We start from the raw sequence: 17,005 nt of genomic DNA on the forward strand, positions 1-17,005 counted from the left end.
GTCCATGCTGCATTGCGGACGCCTATTCACCATTGGTCGAACCTCGACCAAAGTCGAAAGTGGGGCGAAACGTATCGATCACCGGCCAGCCGGTACACTCGGTCGTTATCGCCGACAGTGGGTTGCTGCGGCGACATTCAACGCATGAGGAGGCCGGCTGGGCCGGCCGCAGGAGCCCCACGATGACCAAGCTCTACCCCGTCAAACCCGATTTCGCTGCCAAGGCGCGCATCCGCAAGGACGATTACCAGCGGCTCTATGCCGAGTCGGTGAAGGATCCGGAGGGTTTCTGGGGCAAGGTCGGCCAGCGCCTGCAGTGGACCAAGACGCCCACCAAGATCAAGAACGTCTCGTTCGACCCCAGGGATCTGCACATCCGCTGGTACGAGGACGGCGAGCTGAACGTCTCGGCCAATTGCCTGGACCGCCACCTGGCCGAGCGCGGCGACAAGACCGCCATCATCTTCGAGGGCGACGACCCGAATGAGTCGCGCCACATTACTTACAAGGAACTGCACGCCGAGGTGTGCAAGTTCGCCAACACGCTCAAGCACCTTGGGGTGGCCAAGGGCGATCGCGTGGCCATCTATATGCCGATGATCCCCGAGGCAGCCGTGGCCATGCTGGCCTGCGCGCGCATCGGCGCGATCCATTCGGTGGTGTTTGGCGGCTTCTCGCCGGACTCGCTGGCCGGCCGCATCGCCGACTCCGCCTGCAAGGTCGTCATCACCGCCGATGAAGGCGTGCGCGGCGGCAAGAAGATTCCGCTCAAGACCAACGTGGACGCCGCGCTCGAACGCCCCGGCACCAACAGCGTGGAGACCGTGATCGTGGTGCGCCGTACCGGCAGCGCCGTGCCCATGCAGTCGCCGCGCGACCGCTACTACCACACGCTGATGGAAGGCCAGTCGGCTGATTGTCCGCCGACGCCGGTGGAAGCGGAGCACCCGCTGTTCATCCTCTACACCTCCGGCTCCACCGGCAAACCCAAGGGCGTGCTGCACACCTCGGGCGGGTACCTGGTCTATGCCGGTTACACACACGAGCTGGTGTTCGACCTGCGCGAAGACGATGTCTACTGGTGCACCGCCGACGTGGGCTGGGTCACCGGCCACAGTTACGTGGTCTACGGGCCGCTCTCCAACGGCGCCACCACGCTGATGTTCGACGGTGTGCCCAACTACCCCGACACCAGCCGCTTCTGGAACGTGGTGGACAAGCACAAGGTCACCTCGTTCTACACCGCTCCCACCGCCATCCGCGCACTGATGCGCGAAGGCGAAGGCCCGGTGAAGAAGGCTTCGCGTGCGTCGCTGCGCTTGCTGGGTTCCGTGGGCGAGCCGATCAATCCCGAAGCCTGGGAGTGGTACTACCGCGTGGTCGGCGACGAGCGCTGCCCCATCGTGGATACCTGGTGGCAGACCGAAACCGGCGGCATCCTGATCACGCCGCTGGCCGGCGCGATCGACGCCAAGCCGGGTTCGGCCACGCTACCGTTCTTCGGCATCAAGCCCGCCATCGTCGATGCCAGCGGTGCCGTGCTGGAAGGCGCGACCGAGGGCAACCTGGTGATCACCGATTCCTGGCCGGGCCAGATGCGCACGGTCTACGGCGATCACCAGCGTTTCATCGATACGTATTTCAGCGCCTATCCGGGCAACTACTTCACCGGCGACGGCGTGCGTCGCGACGAAGACGGCTACTACTGGATCACCGGTCGCGTCGACGACGTGATCAACGTGAGCGGCCATCGCATCGGCACCGCCGAAGTGGAGAGCGCGCTGGTGGCGCATCCGAAGGTGGCTGAGGCCGCCGTGGTGGGCGCGCCACACGACATCAAGGGCCAGGGCATCTACGCCTTCGTCACCCTGGTTGCCGGTGAGCAGGGCAGCGACGAGCTGCGCAAAGAACTGGTCGCCTGGGTGCGCAAGGAGATCGGGCCTATCGCCACGCCGGATTTCCTTCAGTGGGCGCCGGGACTGCCGAAGACACGCTCGGGCAAGATCATGCGCCGCATCCTGCGCAAGATCGGCGAGAACCAACCCGACCAGCTCGGCGATATCTCCACGCTGGCCGATCCCGGCGTAGTGAAAAACCTGGTGGACGAACGCCTCATCAAATAAACACGCACTTGTAGGAGCGCACTCGTGCGCGACCGCAGCGACCCGATGTTCCCCATGAATGATCGTCGCGGTCGCGTCACCCGTCTCGATGCTGTTCCGGCCTCGAGGCACTTGATCGCGCACAAGTGCGCTCCTACAAAGTGAAGCAGGGAATCCATGCCTGACGTACTGATTGCCGACGATCACCCGCTGTTTCGCGACGCCCTGCAACGCGCCGTCGTGGCGGCCGTTCCCAATGCCAACGTACACAGCGCGGACAGCGTGTACACGCTGCTTGGCCTGATCGAGCAGTATCCCGACGCCGAGTTGCTCCTGCTCGACCTGCACATGCCCGGTGCGCGCGGCTATTCCGCACTGGCGCATATACGCGGGCAAAATCCTGGCCTGCCGACCATCGTCGTGTCAGGGCATGAAGATGTGCAGGTGGCGCGACGCGCACTCGCCCATGGCGCATCGGCCTATATTCCAAAGTCGACACCGGGCGAGGACATCATCACCGCCATCCGCAAGGTGCTCGATGGCGATGTGTGGCTGCCGCACCAGCTTGTCGGCGGCGGCACGGCGCTCAAGCCTGACGAAGCCGCCGTCGCCGATCGCGTCGCCACCCTGACGCCGCAACAGTTCCGCGTGCTCACGATGATCGCCGAAGGCCTGCTCAACAAGCAGATCGCCTACGACCTCGGCGTATCCGAAGCCACAGTGAAAGCGCACATGACCGCCATCATGCGCAAACTCGGCGTCAACAACCGCACCCAGGTCGCGCTGGCTGCAAGCCATCTGGCGATCGACCAGGAAGCGATGCCGTCGTTGCCTGCGGATGAGGAAGGTTGATTGGCGGCATCGTGGTGCGAGGAAGCTGCAAACAGGCGTCCGCCGCGATTGGGCAGCCTTTGCGGCCTTCATACGTCCAACCATTGCGCCAATACCTCCCAAGACAACACCCAGCCGTAACCCATCTGTAGGAGCGCACCCTGTGCGCGACAAACCTGCACAGCGGTACATCCCAACGCCGCGGTCGCGCACAAGTGCGCTCCTACAAGGGGTTTCGCACGCWGTAGCGGYAATTCAATTCTGCGATCGCTATTTGTGGGAGCGCACCCTGTGCGCGACAAACCTACGGAGCGGTACATCCCAACGCCGCGGTCGCGCACAAGTGCGCTCCTACAAGGGGTTTCGCACGCTGTAGCGGYAATTCAATTCTGCGATCGCAATTTGTGGGAGCGCACCCTGTGCGCAACAAAACTACGGAGCGGTACACCCCAGCGTGGCTGTCGCGCACAGGGTGCGCTCCCACAGACAAGCAGCCGCAGCAGAGGAAAGGAGCGATGCCTAAGCCGATGCGCAGCGAGGCCCGGCTTTAAGTCCTCAGCGATTCGGGCGCGTTGCGCAGCGCTTGGAAGTATCCCCTGTGTACCCTCGGAGGTTGTCCCACAACAGCGCACCTCGAGCGTTCGGGCTTATCCCAACACGATGCTGCGGGCGTTTTAGGCCATTCTCTTTGGGTTACTTTTCTCTTGGGCCAGCAAGAGAAAAGTGACTCGAGCGGCGGCAGCCGTTCGAAACGCCCGCCGCGCAGGCGGCACCCTGGCCCCAAGGTGACAAGGGAACACCGAAGTTCTTGATGACCAGCCTTCGGCTGTTAAAAAGCACTCCGGCCTTCGCCGGGATGGCGATCTAAAGAGAACAACCCGCAAGACGCTGACGCACGCTCAGCTCCCGCATCAGGAACTAAGCCATCGTCTGCCTGCGCACCAACGCACTCAACAACGCCCTCAACGCCGCCGGCCTCACCGGCTTATGCAAAATCGGATACCCCAACCCCCGCGCCCGCTGCTTCAACTCACTGCTGCCATCCGCCGTAATCATCGCAATCGGCGGCAATTCACCCAGCACCGTGCGCAGTTCCTCGAGCGCCTGCAAGCCATCCATATCATCGGTGAGGTGATAGTCGGCCAGGATCAGGTCGACACCACCGCGTCGCAGTTCCTGCTCGGCCTCCGCCACGTCGATCGCTGTTCGGCAATCCACGCCCCAGCGCTGCAGCAGCGCACGCATCCCGTCGAGAATGGCAGTGTCGTTATCCAGGCATAGCACGGTGAGCGGCAACTGCTCGTTCGACATCGGATGAACATTCGTGCGGCGACGCGGTATCGCGCTTTCCGCGCGCGGCACGCGCACCGCGAAGCGACTGCCCTTGCCTTCGCGGGAAACCAGCTCGAGTTTGTGCTGCAGAATGCCGGCGATGCGCTCGCAAATGGAAAGGCCCAGGCCCAAGCCCTTCTCGCCCCAAGGCGATGGTCGATCCAGTCGCTGGAACTCGCCGAAGATCCGCGCCCGTTGCTCCGCCGCGATACCCGGCCCGGTGTCCCACACCTCGAGTCGCACTTCATCGCCCATGCGGCGCGCACCAACCAGGATGCCGCCTTCGCGCGTATAGCGCAGCGCGTTGGAGATGAAGTTCTGCAGCACGCGACGCAGCAATTGAGGATCGCTGCGCACGGCCAGCTTCGTGGGCACCACGCGCAATCGCAGTCCGCGCTGCTGCGCGATCACGGCGAACTGCGCCATCAACGATTCGAACAGATCCGACAACGCCACATTGCTGATGTCCGCGCGATAGCTTCCGGCATCCAGGCGCGAGGTATCGAGCAGTGCATCGAGCAGATCTTCAGCTGCACGGAAGGAGGCGTCGATGCGCTCGGCCAGCAAGCTGGCTTCGCCGTCGAGCCCGGGATGTTGGCGCAACGCCGCAGTGAACAAGCGCGCAGCATTCAAAGGCTGCAAGAGGTCATGACTCGCCGCTGCCAGAAAGCGCGTCTTCGACGCATTCGCCATCTCTGCTTCGCGACGCGCATGTGCGGCGGAGTTGAGCGCTTCGCTGAGCTCGGCCGTGCGCAGCTCCACGCGCTGTTCCAGATTCTCGTTGGCCTCGATCAGCGCCTGCTCGGCATGCTTGTACGCCGTGACATCGGTATAGGTGGTGACATAGCCGCCGCCGGGCAGCGCGCGTCCGCGCATTTCGATCACCGAACCATCCGGACGGATGCGCTGGAATACATGCGGCGAACCGGCGTGCATGTGGCCGAGGCGCTTGGCCACATGAGCCTCGACTTCACCCGGACCCAACTCACCGTGCTCTGCGTTCCATCGGATCAAATCGGCCACGTGCACGCCGACGTAGACCATACCGTCGGGATAGTCGAACAATTCGAGATAGCGCCGATTCCACGCGACCACGCGCATGTTCGCGTCGATCACGCTGATGCCTTGCGACACGTTTTCCAGCGTGGTGGACAACAGCTCGCGGTTGAAGCGCAGTTCCTGCGAGGCTTCGTCCATCAAGGCCATCGCTTCGGCGATATCGAGGCCTGAGCCCGACAGTGCGCCCATCAGGATGCGTCGCGCACTCGCAGCGCCCACCGCAGAGGCAAGCAAACGCTCGGTGTATTGGATCAGCGCGCGATCGGCAGCCTCGCTGGCTTGCAGCGGCTTGCCGCGGCGCTCGCCATAGTCCTCGAACGCACGCTGGCTGCTGCGCTCGCCGACGATCCGTTCGGCAATGGTGCGCAGATCCGCCACCGCGACGCGACCGCGCCAATCGCCCGCACCGCGACTATCGACAGCATAGGGGTCGATGAACATCGCAGCGTGCAGGCGCTCTTCCAGGTTGGGTCGAAAGCGCAGCGAGACGAAGATCAAGCAGGACACGTTGACCAGCAGCGACCAGAACGTGCCGTGCATCACCGGGTCCCATCCGCTCAAATGGAACAGTGCCTGCGGCTGCAGCCAGCTCAGGTGCATCGGACCCGTATCCAGCCAGTCCGCCTCCCGGTTCAAGCCTGGCAGCAGCAGGGTGTAGGCCCAGACCAGGAAGCCCGCGCCCAGCCCCACCGCCACGCCTTTTCGACTGGCACCACGCCAGTAGAGCGCGGCAACGATGCCCGGCGCGAATTGCGCGACGGCTGCAAACGCCAGCAAGCCGGTGGTGGCGAGATTGGTGGTATCGGCCACCACGCGATAATAGACATAGGCCATCGCAGCGAGCGCAATGATGGCGATGCGTCGCACCAGCAACACCAGTTGCGACAGATCCGCGCGTTGCTCGAGCTTGAGCGCATGAATGCGCAGCAGCATCGGCATGACGATGTCGTTGCTGATCATGGTGGACAACGCCACGCACGCCACGATCACCATGCCCGTCGCCGCGGAGAAGCCACCGATGAAGGCAAGCAGCGCCATGCCGCGATCGCCGTAGGCCATCGGCAGGGTGAGCACCCAGGCATCCTTGTTGCCACCCTGCAGCTGCGGCAGGTGCAGGCCCGCCGCCACGATGGGGAGCACGGCCAGGCTGACGATCACCATGTAGATGGGAAACAGCCAACGTGCGCGCGATACGTCGTGCGGGTCCTCGCATTCCACCACGCCAATCTGGAATTGCCGTGGCAGGCAGAACATCGCGCAGAACGCGAGCAGCGTCTGCGCAAGAAAGCCGGGGGAGACGCCTTCGGAGAGTTGTTGAAGCGGCAACTGCGTGGTGACCGCCAGACCCGGTCCACGCCAGAGCGCGTAGCCAGCCAACACGATGAAGGCGATGAGCTTGATCAGCGACTCGACGGCAATGGCCAGCATCATGCCGTGATGGTGTTCGGTGGCGTCGATGGTGCGCGTGCCGAACAGGATGGCAAAGGTGGCCAGCAGAATCGCGCACCAGAGCGCGCTGTCGCTGAATTGCGAGGTGCCTGCCGGCGATGGGCTGCCGAGCACCGCGTAAGACATCGCCACGGCCTTGAACTGCAGCGCCAGGTACGGCACCACGGCGATCACCGCGATCACCGCCACCAGTGCGGCCAGGCCATGCGATTTGCCGAAGCGCGCACCGATGAAATCGGCGATCGAGGTGATATTGCGCTGGCGTGCCAGCAGCACCAGGCGCCGCAACAAGCCGAAGCCGAACACGAACAACAGGATCGGACCCAGATAGATCGGCAGATAGCTCAGCCCTTCGCGGGCCGCCGTACCCACCGCGCCATAGAAGGTCCACGAGGAGCAATACACCGCCAGCGCAAGGCTGTAGACGATCGGACGAAGCCGCGGCTGGCGCGGGTAGAGCGGCCGGCGATCGCCCGCATAGGCAACCACGAACAGCAACCCGACGTACAGCAGCGAGACCAGCAGCAGCAGCCATCCGGCTATCAAGCGGTGTTCTCCGAGATGAGGGCTTCCTGCAGTGGCTGAGACCAGCGTGCCGTTCCGTGGCGACCGCCGTGCTTGTAAGTATCGCCCCTTAGCCGGCAACATGGGCAGATGATCACGACCGACGGCCAGACACCGGCCGAGCTGGCTGCGCAGCTGGGTGACGAGGATATTCACGTCTGGCGGCTCGCCTACGACCACCATCAAGGCCGCGCGCCTTTGCTGGCGATGTTGGGCGGCTATCTGGGCGTCGGCGCGGACGCTGTGGAACTGGAGATTTCCGAGCATGGGCGGCCGGAGCTGTCGGGCAGTCAGCGCGATGCGTTCTCCTTCAATTGGTCGCACAGCCACGACCAGGCACTGATCGCCATCGCGCGCGGCGTGTTGCCTGGAATCGACCTGGAGCGACTGCGGCCGCATCCCAAGGCTGTACCCATTGCGCAGCGCTATTTCAGTCCCGACGAAACGGCAGCGCTCCAGGCGCTGCCGGTCGACCAGCGCGACCGCGCCTTTCTGGAACTATGGACGGCCAAGGAAGCCGTGCTCAAGGCAGTCGGCCGCGGCCTGGCGTTCGGACTGCACCGCTTGAGCATCAGCGGCCCATCCCATCTGCCCGTGCTGCATCGACTGGATGGCTATGAGCCCCAGCAGTGGCAGCTGCATCGCCTGATTCTGGATGACGCACATGTGGGCACGCTGGCCTGGCAAGGCACACCGCGTCGGATCCGCCAGTGGACACTTGCCGGTACGGATTGATCGGCGCAATGTGTGCAACCCGCCGTTGCAACGCTCTGCCTGAGCCACTGCAAGAGCACACTGAACGGTTGCGAGGCCGGTGTGGCCCGCATAGAGGAATCGGCGCGTAGCAGCGAGTCGATCAGGATCCGGGCGCCCATCGAGTCCGCATGATCGTCGCTCACGCATACTGTTAGCGGCTTCCAGCCTCTCGACGAGTACTGTCCCACCCATGACCCTGCTCAGCGTCAACGTCAATAAGATCGCCGTACTGCGCAATTCGCGCGGCGGCAGTGAACCGGACATTCTTCGCGCGGCGCATACCTGCATCGACGCGGGTTGCGGTGGCATCACCGTGCATCCGCGACCCGACCAGCGGCACATCCGTCCTGACGACGTGCGTGCACTGGCAGCAATCACGCGCGGTCGCGTCGAGTACAACATCGAAGGCAATCCGTTCGCCGGGCCACGCGGCAGTTATCCGGGCCTGATCGAACTTGCGCGCGAAGTGCGGCCGAACCAGGTCACCCTGGTGCCGGACGGCGATGGCCAGATCACGTCCGATCACGGCTTCGACCTCACCCGGGATATCGAGACCTTGAAACCGCTGGTTGCCGCACTACGCGACATTGGCTGTCGCGTAAGCCTGTTCGTGGATTCGGGCGCGACCGGCTTCGAAGAGGCGGTAGCCATCGGCGTGCAGCGCATCGAGATTTATACCGGCCCTTATGCGCAAGCCTTCGAAGAAGGCCAGGTGCAGCAGGAGCTCGAGCGCTGCGCGGACACGGCTCGACGTGCCCAGCATGCGGGCTTGGCAGTGAATGCGGGACATGATTTGAGTCAGGCCAACCTGGGCACGTTCAAGGCTGCCATTCCGGGATTGGCGGAAGTATCCATCGGCCACGCGCTGATTGGCGAAGCGCTGTACGAAGGCATGGCGACTACGGTTCGCAGATACCTGCAGATCCTGCGCTGAGCTCGTGGCCGCACTGCGGCCATCGTGCCGGAACCGACCGGAATCGATTGCGTGGTTTCGCCACTTCTGCGTGCGCGCCACCGTGCATCGTCGTGCGCAGCCTCGCGGACATTTGGCCATCCATACGTCCGAACGTTGACGCAGCAAAAGGCCCGAACGCAGTCGCCTGGGTTTTCTACAGCCGAAAAAAACCCCCGCACTGGGCGGGGGTCCAAAGGGTAGTCTTGCGGTAATGCCTTACGGTATTACTGAATTACTGACCTTCAGTGAAGCCGATCTTGGTGAGGCCGTAGCTCTTCGCATCAGCCAGCACACGAGCAACGTGCTCGTACGCCACACCATCGTCCGCGTTGATCTGCACTTCCGGCTGCTTGGCCGGATCGCCCAGACCACCGATCACCGCGAGCTGCGCCTTGAGGCCCAGCTCATCCACCGGCGTATCGTTCCAGTACAGCGCACCGGACTGGTCGATCTTGAGGCGAACTGGCTCCGGCGGATTCTCCGGTTGCACGATGTTCGGATTCGGCTGCGGCAGGTCGATCTTCACTTTATGGGTAAGCATCGGCGCCGTGATCATGAAGATGATCAGCAGCACCAGCATCACGTCGACCAGCGGCGTGACGTTGATGTCAGCCATTGGCCCCTTACCACTTCCAGAACTGAATGCCATGACCCTTACTCCTTGCCGGTCGTCATGAAGCCGACGTGCACCATGCCGGATTCCTTGGCGTCAGCGAGGACCTTCTTGACGATCTTGTATTGCGTGGTCTTGTCCGCTCGGATCTGAAGCTCAGGCTGCGGCGTCAGCGTCGCCTTCACCGCAAACTGTGCTTTCAGTTCCGCCTCGGTGACTTCGACGTCATCGAGGTACAGCGTGCCATCAGGCTTCACGGCCAAGTCCATCGGCGTCACCTGCTCAGTATCCGGAACCTTCGGATTGGCAGTCGGCAGCTCGACGGTGATTCGATGGGACATCAGCGGCGCGGTGATCATGAAGATGATCAGCAGCACCAGCATTACGTCGACGAGCGGCGTAACGTTGATCTCCGACATCGGGCCGCCGGAATCGCCTCCGGTACTCATTGCCATGGGTCAGATCCTCACTTGCCTTCGACGCGAGCGCCGGTGGCGAAGAAGTCGTGCAGGTCATGCGCAAACTCGTCGAACTGAGCGTACGTCAGACGGTTGGAGCGGTTGAAGAAGTTGTAGGCGAGCACGGCCGGGATAGCGGTGAACAGACCGAAGGCGGTCATGATCAGAGCTTCACCCACCGGACCGGCCACGGCTTCCATCGAAGCGTTGCCCGACGCGGAGATCTTGATCAGCGCGTGGTAGATGCCCCACACGGTACCAAGCAGACCGATGAACGGTGCCGACGAACCGACCGTGGCGAGCAGGGTCAGGCCGCCTTCCAGGCGCAGGCTCTCGCGAGCAACAGCCTGACGCAGGGCGCGATCGATGAACTCGGAGCGGCTCAGCGACTCGGCGAGGCGACCACCGCCGGCCGAAGCCTGCTGATGGTGAGCGACGGCCGAAGCTGCGTCGAGAGCGATCTTCGAGAACGGTTCGCCCTTGGGCTGGGCTTCGAGTTCGCGAATGGCGTCCTGGGTGGAGCCATTGGCCCAGAAGCCGTTGATGACTTTGTCAGCGCGGCCGCGAACCATGGAGTTGCGGATGGCGTTGGCGACAATGAAGTACCAGGAAGAGAAGGACATCACCACCAGCACCACGAACACGATCCAGCCAAGCGGATCAAAGTTGTGGATAAGGTGATCGAAGCCCATCGACTTCATGGCTTCGGCGTTGGTGGTACCGCCCGCGGGGGCCGGAGAAGTTTGCAGGAACATAACGCTACCCTTGGAAAGTCAAGCGTGAACTGATTGACCGTAACCGAAGTTACAGCTGATTGAGATTGAAATTGACCGGGACGCGGACATAACCTTCCGTCTTTTGCCCGTTCCTTATGTTCGGATTGAAGCGCCACTTGCGTGCCGTTTCAATCGCGGCCTGATCCAGCTCGCGATACCCGCTGGACGCTTCCACCTTGATGTCCTTAGGTGTGCCGTCCACGTCCACCAAGATCATCAGCGTGACCGTGCCCTCGTGACGCTGGCGAATTGCCTGCGGCGGATACTTGGGCTGAATACGGCTGTTATAGCTGATGTCCTGACTGGCTGTGATATCTGCAGGCGGTGCCGGAGGAGCAGGCGGTGCCGGCGGAGCCGCAGCAACAGCATTATTGGACCTTTCTTCCACAGCCGGCGGCGGAGCCGGCGGCGGCGGTGTCGGCGGCGGCTTGACCTGCTGAATAATCTTCGGCGGCGGCTGCTTCGGCGGCTCCGGCGGCGGCGGCGGCGGTGGCGGTGGCGGCGGAGGAGGCTCGATAAAGTTAACCTGGACCGTGCGTTCTTTTTCTTTCTGTACCTGCTTCGGCGGTGCCATGGGCGCCACCAGCAACAGGAACGCGAACGCATGCAGCGCAATGGCTACGGCCAGCGCCCAGGTACGCCTCCAATTGAACGGCCCTTGGCCGGTTGCTTCGTTACTTGAGGCCATCTGTCACTATCTGGAGCTAATCAATCGGTAAGACGTGGTCACGGTTTCCTGCGGCAAATCGATCCAAACGGATGACGTTTGCCACTGGACGGGAACACGGAAGGGTTTCAACGGTACAACAGCACATGGCAAATGTATAGCACTTGTGAGGCAGACAAATGGACGTCCATCTGCCTCGCACTTGTTACACGTTCTGCCTTACTTACTCGCGCCCTGTGCCTTCAGCCAAGCCTTTGCTTTGGCGGAGGTTTCGGGATCCTGTGCGGCCTTCTCCATGGCTGCGATCGTGCCCGGCTTGTCCTTCAGACCACGACACGCTTCGGCCAGCAACATATACGCCGTGCCCTTGTGCTGCACGCCCTTGTCGATGCCCTGTTGGATGAGGCTCTTCGCCTCGCTGAACTTGCTCTCCTGAATAAGCAGCTGGCCAGCGCGGATGTTCGCCTCGCCGTCCTTCGCCATCGGGATCGCCTTCTGGTATGCCGCCAACGCGCCCGACGTGTTGTCGGCCATGTAAGACGCCGTACCAAGCAGCGTGTAGTTCTCTGCAGTGGAAGTGACCACGCCCTTGCTCAGGCCTTCCTGAAGGACGGCAACCGCCTTGGTGGCCGGTTCCTTCTGGTCGCCGCTCTGCTGGCCCGAAACCAGGTAGAGCTTGGCAAGATTGATGTAGTCCTTCTCGGTCTTGAGCTGACCGCTGGCGCGCGCTTTCTCCATCAGCGAAATCGCTTCCGGATACTTCTGCGCCTGCATCAGCACGGCCACAGCGTTGTTCAATGCATTCGGATCATTCGGGTTGGCTGACAGCTGCTGCTGCGCCACCTGAGCGGCCTGGTCGCCCTGGCCGGATTCCGAGTAGCTGGCCATCAGGATCTGGTTCCAGCTGTCGTTCGGCTTGTCCGTCATCGACTGCGCCTTCTTGATGGCGGCAATCGCTTCCGGGAACTTCTCGAGACGGTAGTAGGCGTTGCCCTGGAGTGCGTACGACTCGGCGGTTTCCTTCTTGCCTTCGGCACGCCACTTGTCGACCGTGTCGATGCTCAGCTGGTACTGCTCGCTGGCCAGGTAGAACTGGGCAAGCATGTACTCGAGCTGGAAGTAGGTGTCGTTCGGCATGGTGCCGTTGTCGAGTGCGCGCTTGAGCAGATCGATCGCGCCCTTCACGTCGCCGTCGTTGTAGTGCACGTTCGCCAGACCCTGCAGGGCCAGCGCTTGCGCATACTTGCTCTTGCTGCCGTCGGCGATCGGCTGAAGGATCTGGATCGCCTTGTCCTTGTCCTGGTTGTTGACCGCGTCGAGACCTTCGTTGATCGCCTTCTGGTCTTTCTCGCTGGTCAGGTCCAGCTTCGGTTCCTTGCGCGTGGCGTTGGGGTACAGCGCTTCCTTCTTGTCCTTGGAAGAGCTGTCGCTCGCGATGACCGGGGTGCTCACCACGGCCAGGGCCAGCGCCGAACCAGCGAGCATCTTGATCAGGGGAACACGCTTCATGGCAGTCCTCAATGTAGGTTTCACGCGCCTAGGACGCGGGGGATCGCTGAGCGTAACCTGACTCGGCGGCAGATAACAAGTCGCACCGCGGCAACAAAGAATGTTAAAAATCAATAAGTTGGGCCATACGCCAGCGACGGGACCTGATTTTCATGCCCCAGCACCATGCCATCCGTGACTTTTCGGCCTGGAAACACGCTATCGGCAGCCCTTTTCCGGACTTTAGTTAACGTGCTAATGCGTTAATACACGCAGGCAAAAAGAAGGCCGCGCGGAAGCGAGTGGTGCTCGCATCCGCGCGGCCCGGTCGTCACACGTCGAGGTTGGCGACCTTCAGTGCATTGGCTTCGATGAAGTCGCGACGCGGTTCCACCGCCTCGCCCATCAGCATGGAGAACATCTGGTCGGCCGCAAACGCGTCCTCGATGCCCACCTGCAGCATGCGGCGGGTTTCCGGGTTCACCGTGGTTTCCCACAGCTGCTCCGGATTCATTTCACCCAGGCCCTTGAAGCGCTGGATCATGCGGCCCTTCTTGCCCTCTTCCAGCAGCCAGTGGCGCGCGTCGGCAAAGCTCAGCACGCCGCGCGAACCATTGCCCCGGCGCACCACCGCGTCCGCCTGCACCAGGCCGGCGAGTTGCTGGCTGGCCTGCAGGATCGGGCGGAATTCCGCGCCACTGAAGAACGGCTGCTGCAGCAACCAGGTATGCGAGAGGCCGTGCTGGTCGCGCACTACTTCGATCGCCGCGGGCTGCTCGTCGACGGCCGGACGCAACGCCAGGCGGTAACGCGGCTTGCCCAGCCCGCTCGCGGCCAGGCGCAATTGCACGCCGGCCAGCCAGCCCTGCATCGCCGCCGCGTCGCTCCACAGGGCCGCTTCGATCGGCGTGTGCTCGAGCATCGCGGTAAGCACCGTGGCGTCGAAGCGGTGGCCCAGTCGTTGAATCTGGTCGAGTGCGGCCTGGTAGTCGCGCAGCAACTTCTCGAGCGCTTCGCCGGAGATCGCCGGCGCGACGCCCGAGTACTGGAATTCGGCGCCGTCGAGAGCGCTGGAAACCAGGTAAGCGTTGAGCGCGGCATCGTCCTTGAGGTAGAGCTCCTGCTTGCCCTGCTTGATCTTGTAGAGCGGCGGCAGGCCGATGTAGATGTGGCCGCGCTCGATCAGCTCGGGCATCTGACGGTAGAAGAACGTAAGCAACAGAGTACGGATGTGCGAGCCGTCCACGTCCGCGTCGGTCATGATGACGATGCGGTGGTAGCGCAGCTTGTCCGGGTTGTACTCCTCCTTGCCGATGCCCGTGCCCAGCGCGGTGATCAGCGTGCCGACTTCGGCGGAGGCCAGCATCTTGTCGAAGCGGGCCTTTTCCACGTTGAGGATCTTGCCCTTCAACGGCAGCACGGCCTGGGTCTTGCGATTGCGGCCCTGCTTGGCCGAACCGCCTGCGGAATCACCCTCGACCAGGAACAGTTCGCACAGCGCCGGATCCTTTTCCTGACAGTCCGCCAGCTTGCCCGGCAGGCCGGCGATATCCAGCGCGCCCTTGCGGCGGGTCATCTCGCGCGCCTTGCGGGCTGCCTCGCGAGCGCGGGCGGCGTCGACCACCTTGGAGGCAATGGCTTTGGCTTCGCTCGGGTGCTCCAGCAGGAATTCGCCCAGCTTTTCGTTGACGGCCTGCTCCACCGCGGTCTTCACCTCGGAGGAAACCAGCTTGTCCTTGGTCTGCGAGGAGAACTTCGGATCGGGCACCTTCACCGAAAGCACGGCGATCATGCCTTCGCGCATGTCATCGCCTGAGAGCGTGACCTTGGCGTTCTTGGCCAGACCTTCCTTTTCGATGTAGCTCTGCAACGAACGCGTCAGTGCCGCACGGAAGCCCGTGAGGTGGGTGCCGCCGTCGCGCTGCGGGATGTTGTTGGTGAAGCAATACATCGTTTCCTGGTACGCATCGGTCCACTGCATCGCCAGCTCGACCGAGATGCCGTCCTGCTGCGCGCTCAGGCTGATCACGTTGGGATGCAATGCAGTCTTGAGCTGGGCCAGGTGCTGCACGAAGGAGCGGATGCCGCCTTCGTAGGCAAAGCGGTCGCTACGCCCCTCCCCGCGCTCATCCTTCAGGTCGATGGTGACGCCTGAATTGAGGAAGGCCAGCTCGCGCAGGCGTTTGGCCAGGATGTCGTAGTGGAACTCGACGTTGGTAAACGTGCCGGTGCTGGGCAGGAAGCGCACGGTGGTGCCGCGCTTGGTGGATTCGCCGACCGGCTTGATCGGGTACAGCGGCTCGCCGTGGGCGTATTCCTGCTGATATTCCTTGCCTTCGCGGTAGATGGTCAGCCACAGGTGCGAGCTGAGCGCGTTCACCACGGACACGCCCACACCGTGCAGGCCGCCGGAAACCTTGTAGGAATTGGCGTCGAACTTGCCGCCCGCGTGAAGCACGGTCATCACCACTTCCGCGGTGGACCGGCCCTCTTCCGGATGGGTATCGACCGGAATGCCGCGGCCGTTGTCGGTAACGCTGACCGAGCCATCATCGAGGATCGTGACGGTCACATGGTCGCAGTAGCCAGCAAGGGCTTCGTCGATCGAGTTGTCGACGACTTCGAACACCATGTGGTGCAGGCCGGTGCCGTCATCGGTATCGCCGATGTACATACCGGGGCGCTTGCGCACCGCTTCCAGACCTTTCAAAACTTTGATGTTGCTCGAATCGTAGGATGCGTTCATTCGTCGACCGTTTCCTGGGCGCCTTCTCCCGCCCGGACGGCGCCTAGAGGCCGGGCTGGGACACAATCGGTGATTATAGCAGGGGGCCGAGACGACCCTGTTCCACGTGGAACACTTGCGTGGGACCTTGCTGGAGGGCTTCAGGAACCTCCGTTCCCGTGACCAGTACCTGGGTGCCTACCGACCGCAGTTGGTCCACCACGGCCGCCTGATGGGCTCTATCGAGTTCCGAGGCCAAATCATCCAGACAGACAACCGGCCACTCGCCCCGACGCTCCGCATAGAGGGCGGCCTGGGCGAGAGAGCAACCCAGTGCCGTCAGCTTCTCTTGCCCTCGAGACAGATGCTCCCGCTGGGGGGCGTGCTCAAAGACGATCGACCAGTCCGCGCGATGTGAACCCATGGTCGTGTGGCCCCGAGCCAGGTCCCTGCCGCGCTGGCTGGCGAGCAACTCGCCCAACGAGGCTTCTTCGGACCAGCCCCGCCGATATTTCATCTCCACCCGGCCCAACTCGGGCAGCAAGCCAGCCATCGCCCCTTCGATATGGGGGCGCAGTGCCGCCAAATACAGTTCTCTAAGGCGATCGATAACGGCCGCTGTGGCGTCCAATTCAGCCTCCCATGGCAAAAACAGTGTCTCGGGCGCAGGGCTGGAAGCCCTCAACAGTGCATTGCGCTGCTTGAGAGCGCGTTGGTAACGTCGCCAGGCCAACATGAACTCGTGTTCCACGTGGAACACACCCCAATCGAGATAGCGGCGGCGTTCTTCGGCCCCGCCAGCGATCAAGGCATGCGAGCCCGGTTCGAAACAAACTACGGCGCACTCCCCTACCAACTCGCTGAGGCTGACCACCTCACCGTCCATCCGCGCTTCCCAGCGAACGCCTTGTCGGCCCAAACCCAGGCGACGCCCTCGACCATCGGCGTGCCGAAGCTCGGTGAACACGGACAAGGACTCTGCACCGCGTTGGAGCAAGGCGTCTTTTGCGCCGGATCGGAACGACCGGGCGTGCGACAGCAGGAACGCTGCCTCCAAAATGCTCGTCTTGCCGGCGCCATTGGCCCCAGCAAAGACGGTCACACCGGGTTCCAGGGGGATGACGACGTCCGCGAGGCAACGCAAACCGCGAATGCGCAGGCTCTCCAGCCACATATCAGCAAACTTCCCAAGCAAGAACGCCGGAGCGTCTTTCGACGGCCCCGGCGTTC

12 protein-coding genes are annotated in these 17,005 nt (G+C 62.9%); 4 read left to right on the plus strand and 8 right to left on the minus strand.

Features of this window, described 5'->3' with window-relative positions:
- The first annotated feature begins 182 nt into the window (after positions 1-182).
- Together acs and AB4Y82_RS05245 are read left to right on the plus strand one after the other, a co-directional pair.
- Positions 183-2,123 (plus strand): acetate--CoA ligase, encoded by a 1,941-nt coding sequence (acs, locus tag AB4Y82_RS05240; protein ID WP_441601808.1) that lies wholly within the window; start codon positions 183-185, stop codon positions 2,121-2,123.
- A gap of 156 nt (positions 2,124-2,279) precedes the next feature.
- The gene (locus AB4Y82_RS05245) at positions 2,280-2,954 is read left to right on the plus strand and encodes a response regulator transcription factor (RefSeq protein WP_441601809.1); all 675 of its coding nucleotides are present in this window, start codon (positions 2,280-2,282) and stop codon (positions 2,952-2,954) included.
- Positions 2,955-3,851: 897 nt separating this feature from the next.
- On the opposite strand, the gene AB4Y82_RS05250 is transcribed toward AB4Y82_RS05245, so the two are convergent.
- Positions 3,852-7,319: a hybrid sensor histidine kinase/response regulator gene (locus AB4Y82_RS05250; RefSeq protein WP_441601810.1), complete on the minus strand. Its 3,468-nt coding sequence runs from the start codon at positions 7,317-7,319 to the stop codon at positions 3,852-3,854.
- 108 nt (positions 7,320-7,427) lie between these two features.
- Between AB4Y82_RS05250 and AB4Y82_RS05255 the strand changes: the two genes are divergently transcribed.
- Both AB4Y82_RS05255 and AB4Y82_RS05260 read left to right on the plus strand, forming a co-directional pair.
- Positions 7,428-8,072, plus strand: a complete 645-nt coding sequence (locus AB4Y82_RS05255) for a 4'-phosphopantetheinyl transferase family protein (protein ID WP_441601811.1) — start codon at positions 7,428-7,430, stop codon at positions 8,070-8,072.
- Between the two features lie 211 nt (positions 8,073-8,283).
- Positions 8,284-9,027, plus strand: a complete 744-nt coding sequence (locus tag AB4Y82_RS05260; protein ID WP_441601812.1) for a pyridoxine 5'-phosphate synthase — start codon at positions 8,284-8,286, stop codon at positions 9,025-9,027.
- A gap of 253 nt (positions 9,028-9,280) precedes the next feature.
- On the opposite strand, the gene AB4Y82_RS05265 is transcribed toward AB4Y82_RS05260, so the two are convergent.
- The 7 genes from AB4Y82_RS05265 to recF form a co-directional block, all read right to left on the minus strand.
- Positions 9,281-9,697, minus strand: a complete 417-nt coding sequence (locus tag AB4Y82_RS05265) for an ExbD/TolR family protein (RefSeq protein ID WP_046972823.1) — start codon at positions 9,695-9,697, stop codon at positions 9,281-9,283.
- 5 nt (positions 9,698-9,702) lie between these two features.
- Positions 9,703-10,116, minus strand: coding sequence for an ExbD/TolR family protein (locus AB4Y82_RS05270; protein ID WP_046972824.1), 414 nt, complete (start codon positions 10,114-10,116; stop codon positions 9,703-9,705).
- Between the two features lie 11 nt (positions 10,117-10,127).
- Complete coding sequence (locus AB4Y82_RS05275; RefSeq protein ID WP_046972825.1) at positions 10,128-10,874, minus strand: MotA/TolQ/ExbB proton channel family protein; 747 nt, start codon at positions 10,872-10,874, stop codon at positions 10,128-10,130.
- A 49-nt stretch (positions 10,875-10,923) separates the two neighbouring features.
- Positions 10,924-11,583 carry an energy transducer TonB gene (locus tag AB4Y82_RS05280; protein ID WP_121883796.1) on the minus strand — a complete coding sequence of 220 codons (660 nt, stop codon included), beginning with the start codon at positions 11,581-11,583 and terminating at the stop codon, positions 10,924-10,926.
- Between the two features lie 198 nt (positions 11,584-11,781).
- Complete coding sequence (locus AB4Y82_RS05285) at positions 11,782-13,071, minus strand: tetratricopeptide repeat protein (RefSeq protein WP_441601813.1); 1,290 nt, start codon at positions 13,069-13,071, stop codon at positions 11,782-11,784.
- Positions 13,072-13,381: 310 nt separating this feature from the next.
- A complete protein-coding gene (gene gyrB / locus AB4Y82_RS05290; RefSeq protein ID WP_441601814.1) occupies positions 13,382-15,796 on the minus strand; it encodes a DNA topoisomerase (ATP-hydrolyzing) subunit B in 2,415 nt (804 codons plus the stop codon).
- A 73-nt stretch (positions 15,797-15,869) separates the two neighbouring features.
- Positions 15,870-16,949, minus strand: coding sequence for a DNA replication/repair protein RecF (gene recF / locus AB4Y82_RS05295; RefSeq protein ID WP_441611149.1), 1,080 nt, complete (start codon positions 16,947-16,949; stop codon positions 15,870-15,872).
- Between the last annotated feature and the right edge of the window lie 56 nt (positions 16,950-17,005).

Source organism: Dyella sp. 2YAF14, assembly GCF_052114725.1.
Classification (GTDB): domain Bacteria; phylum Pseudomonadota; class Gammaproteobacteria; order Xanthomonadales; family Rhodanobacteraceae; genus Dyella.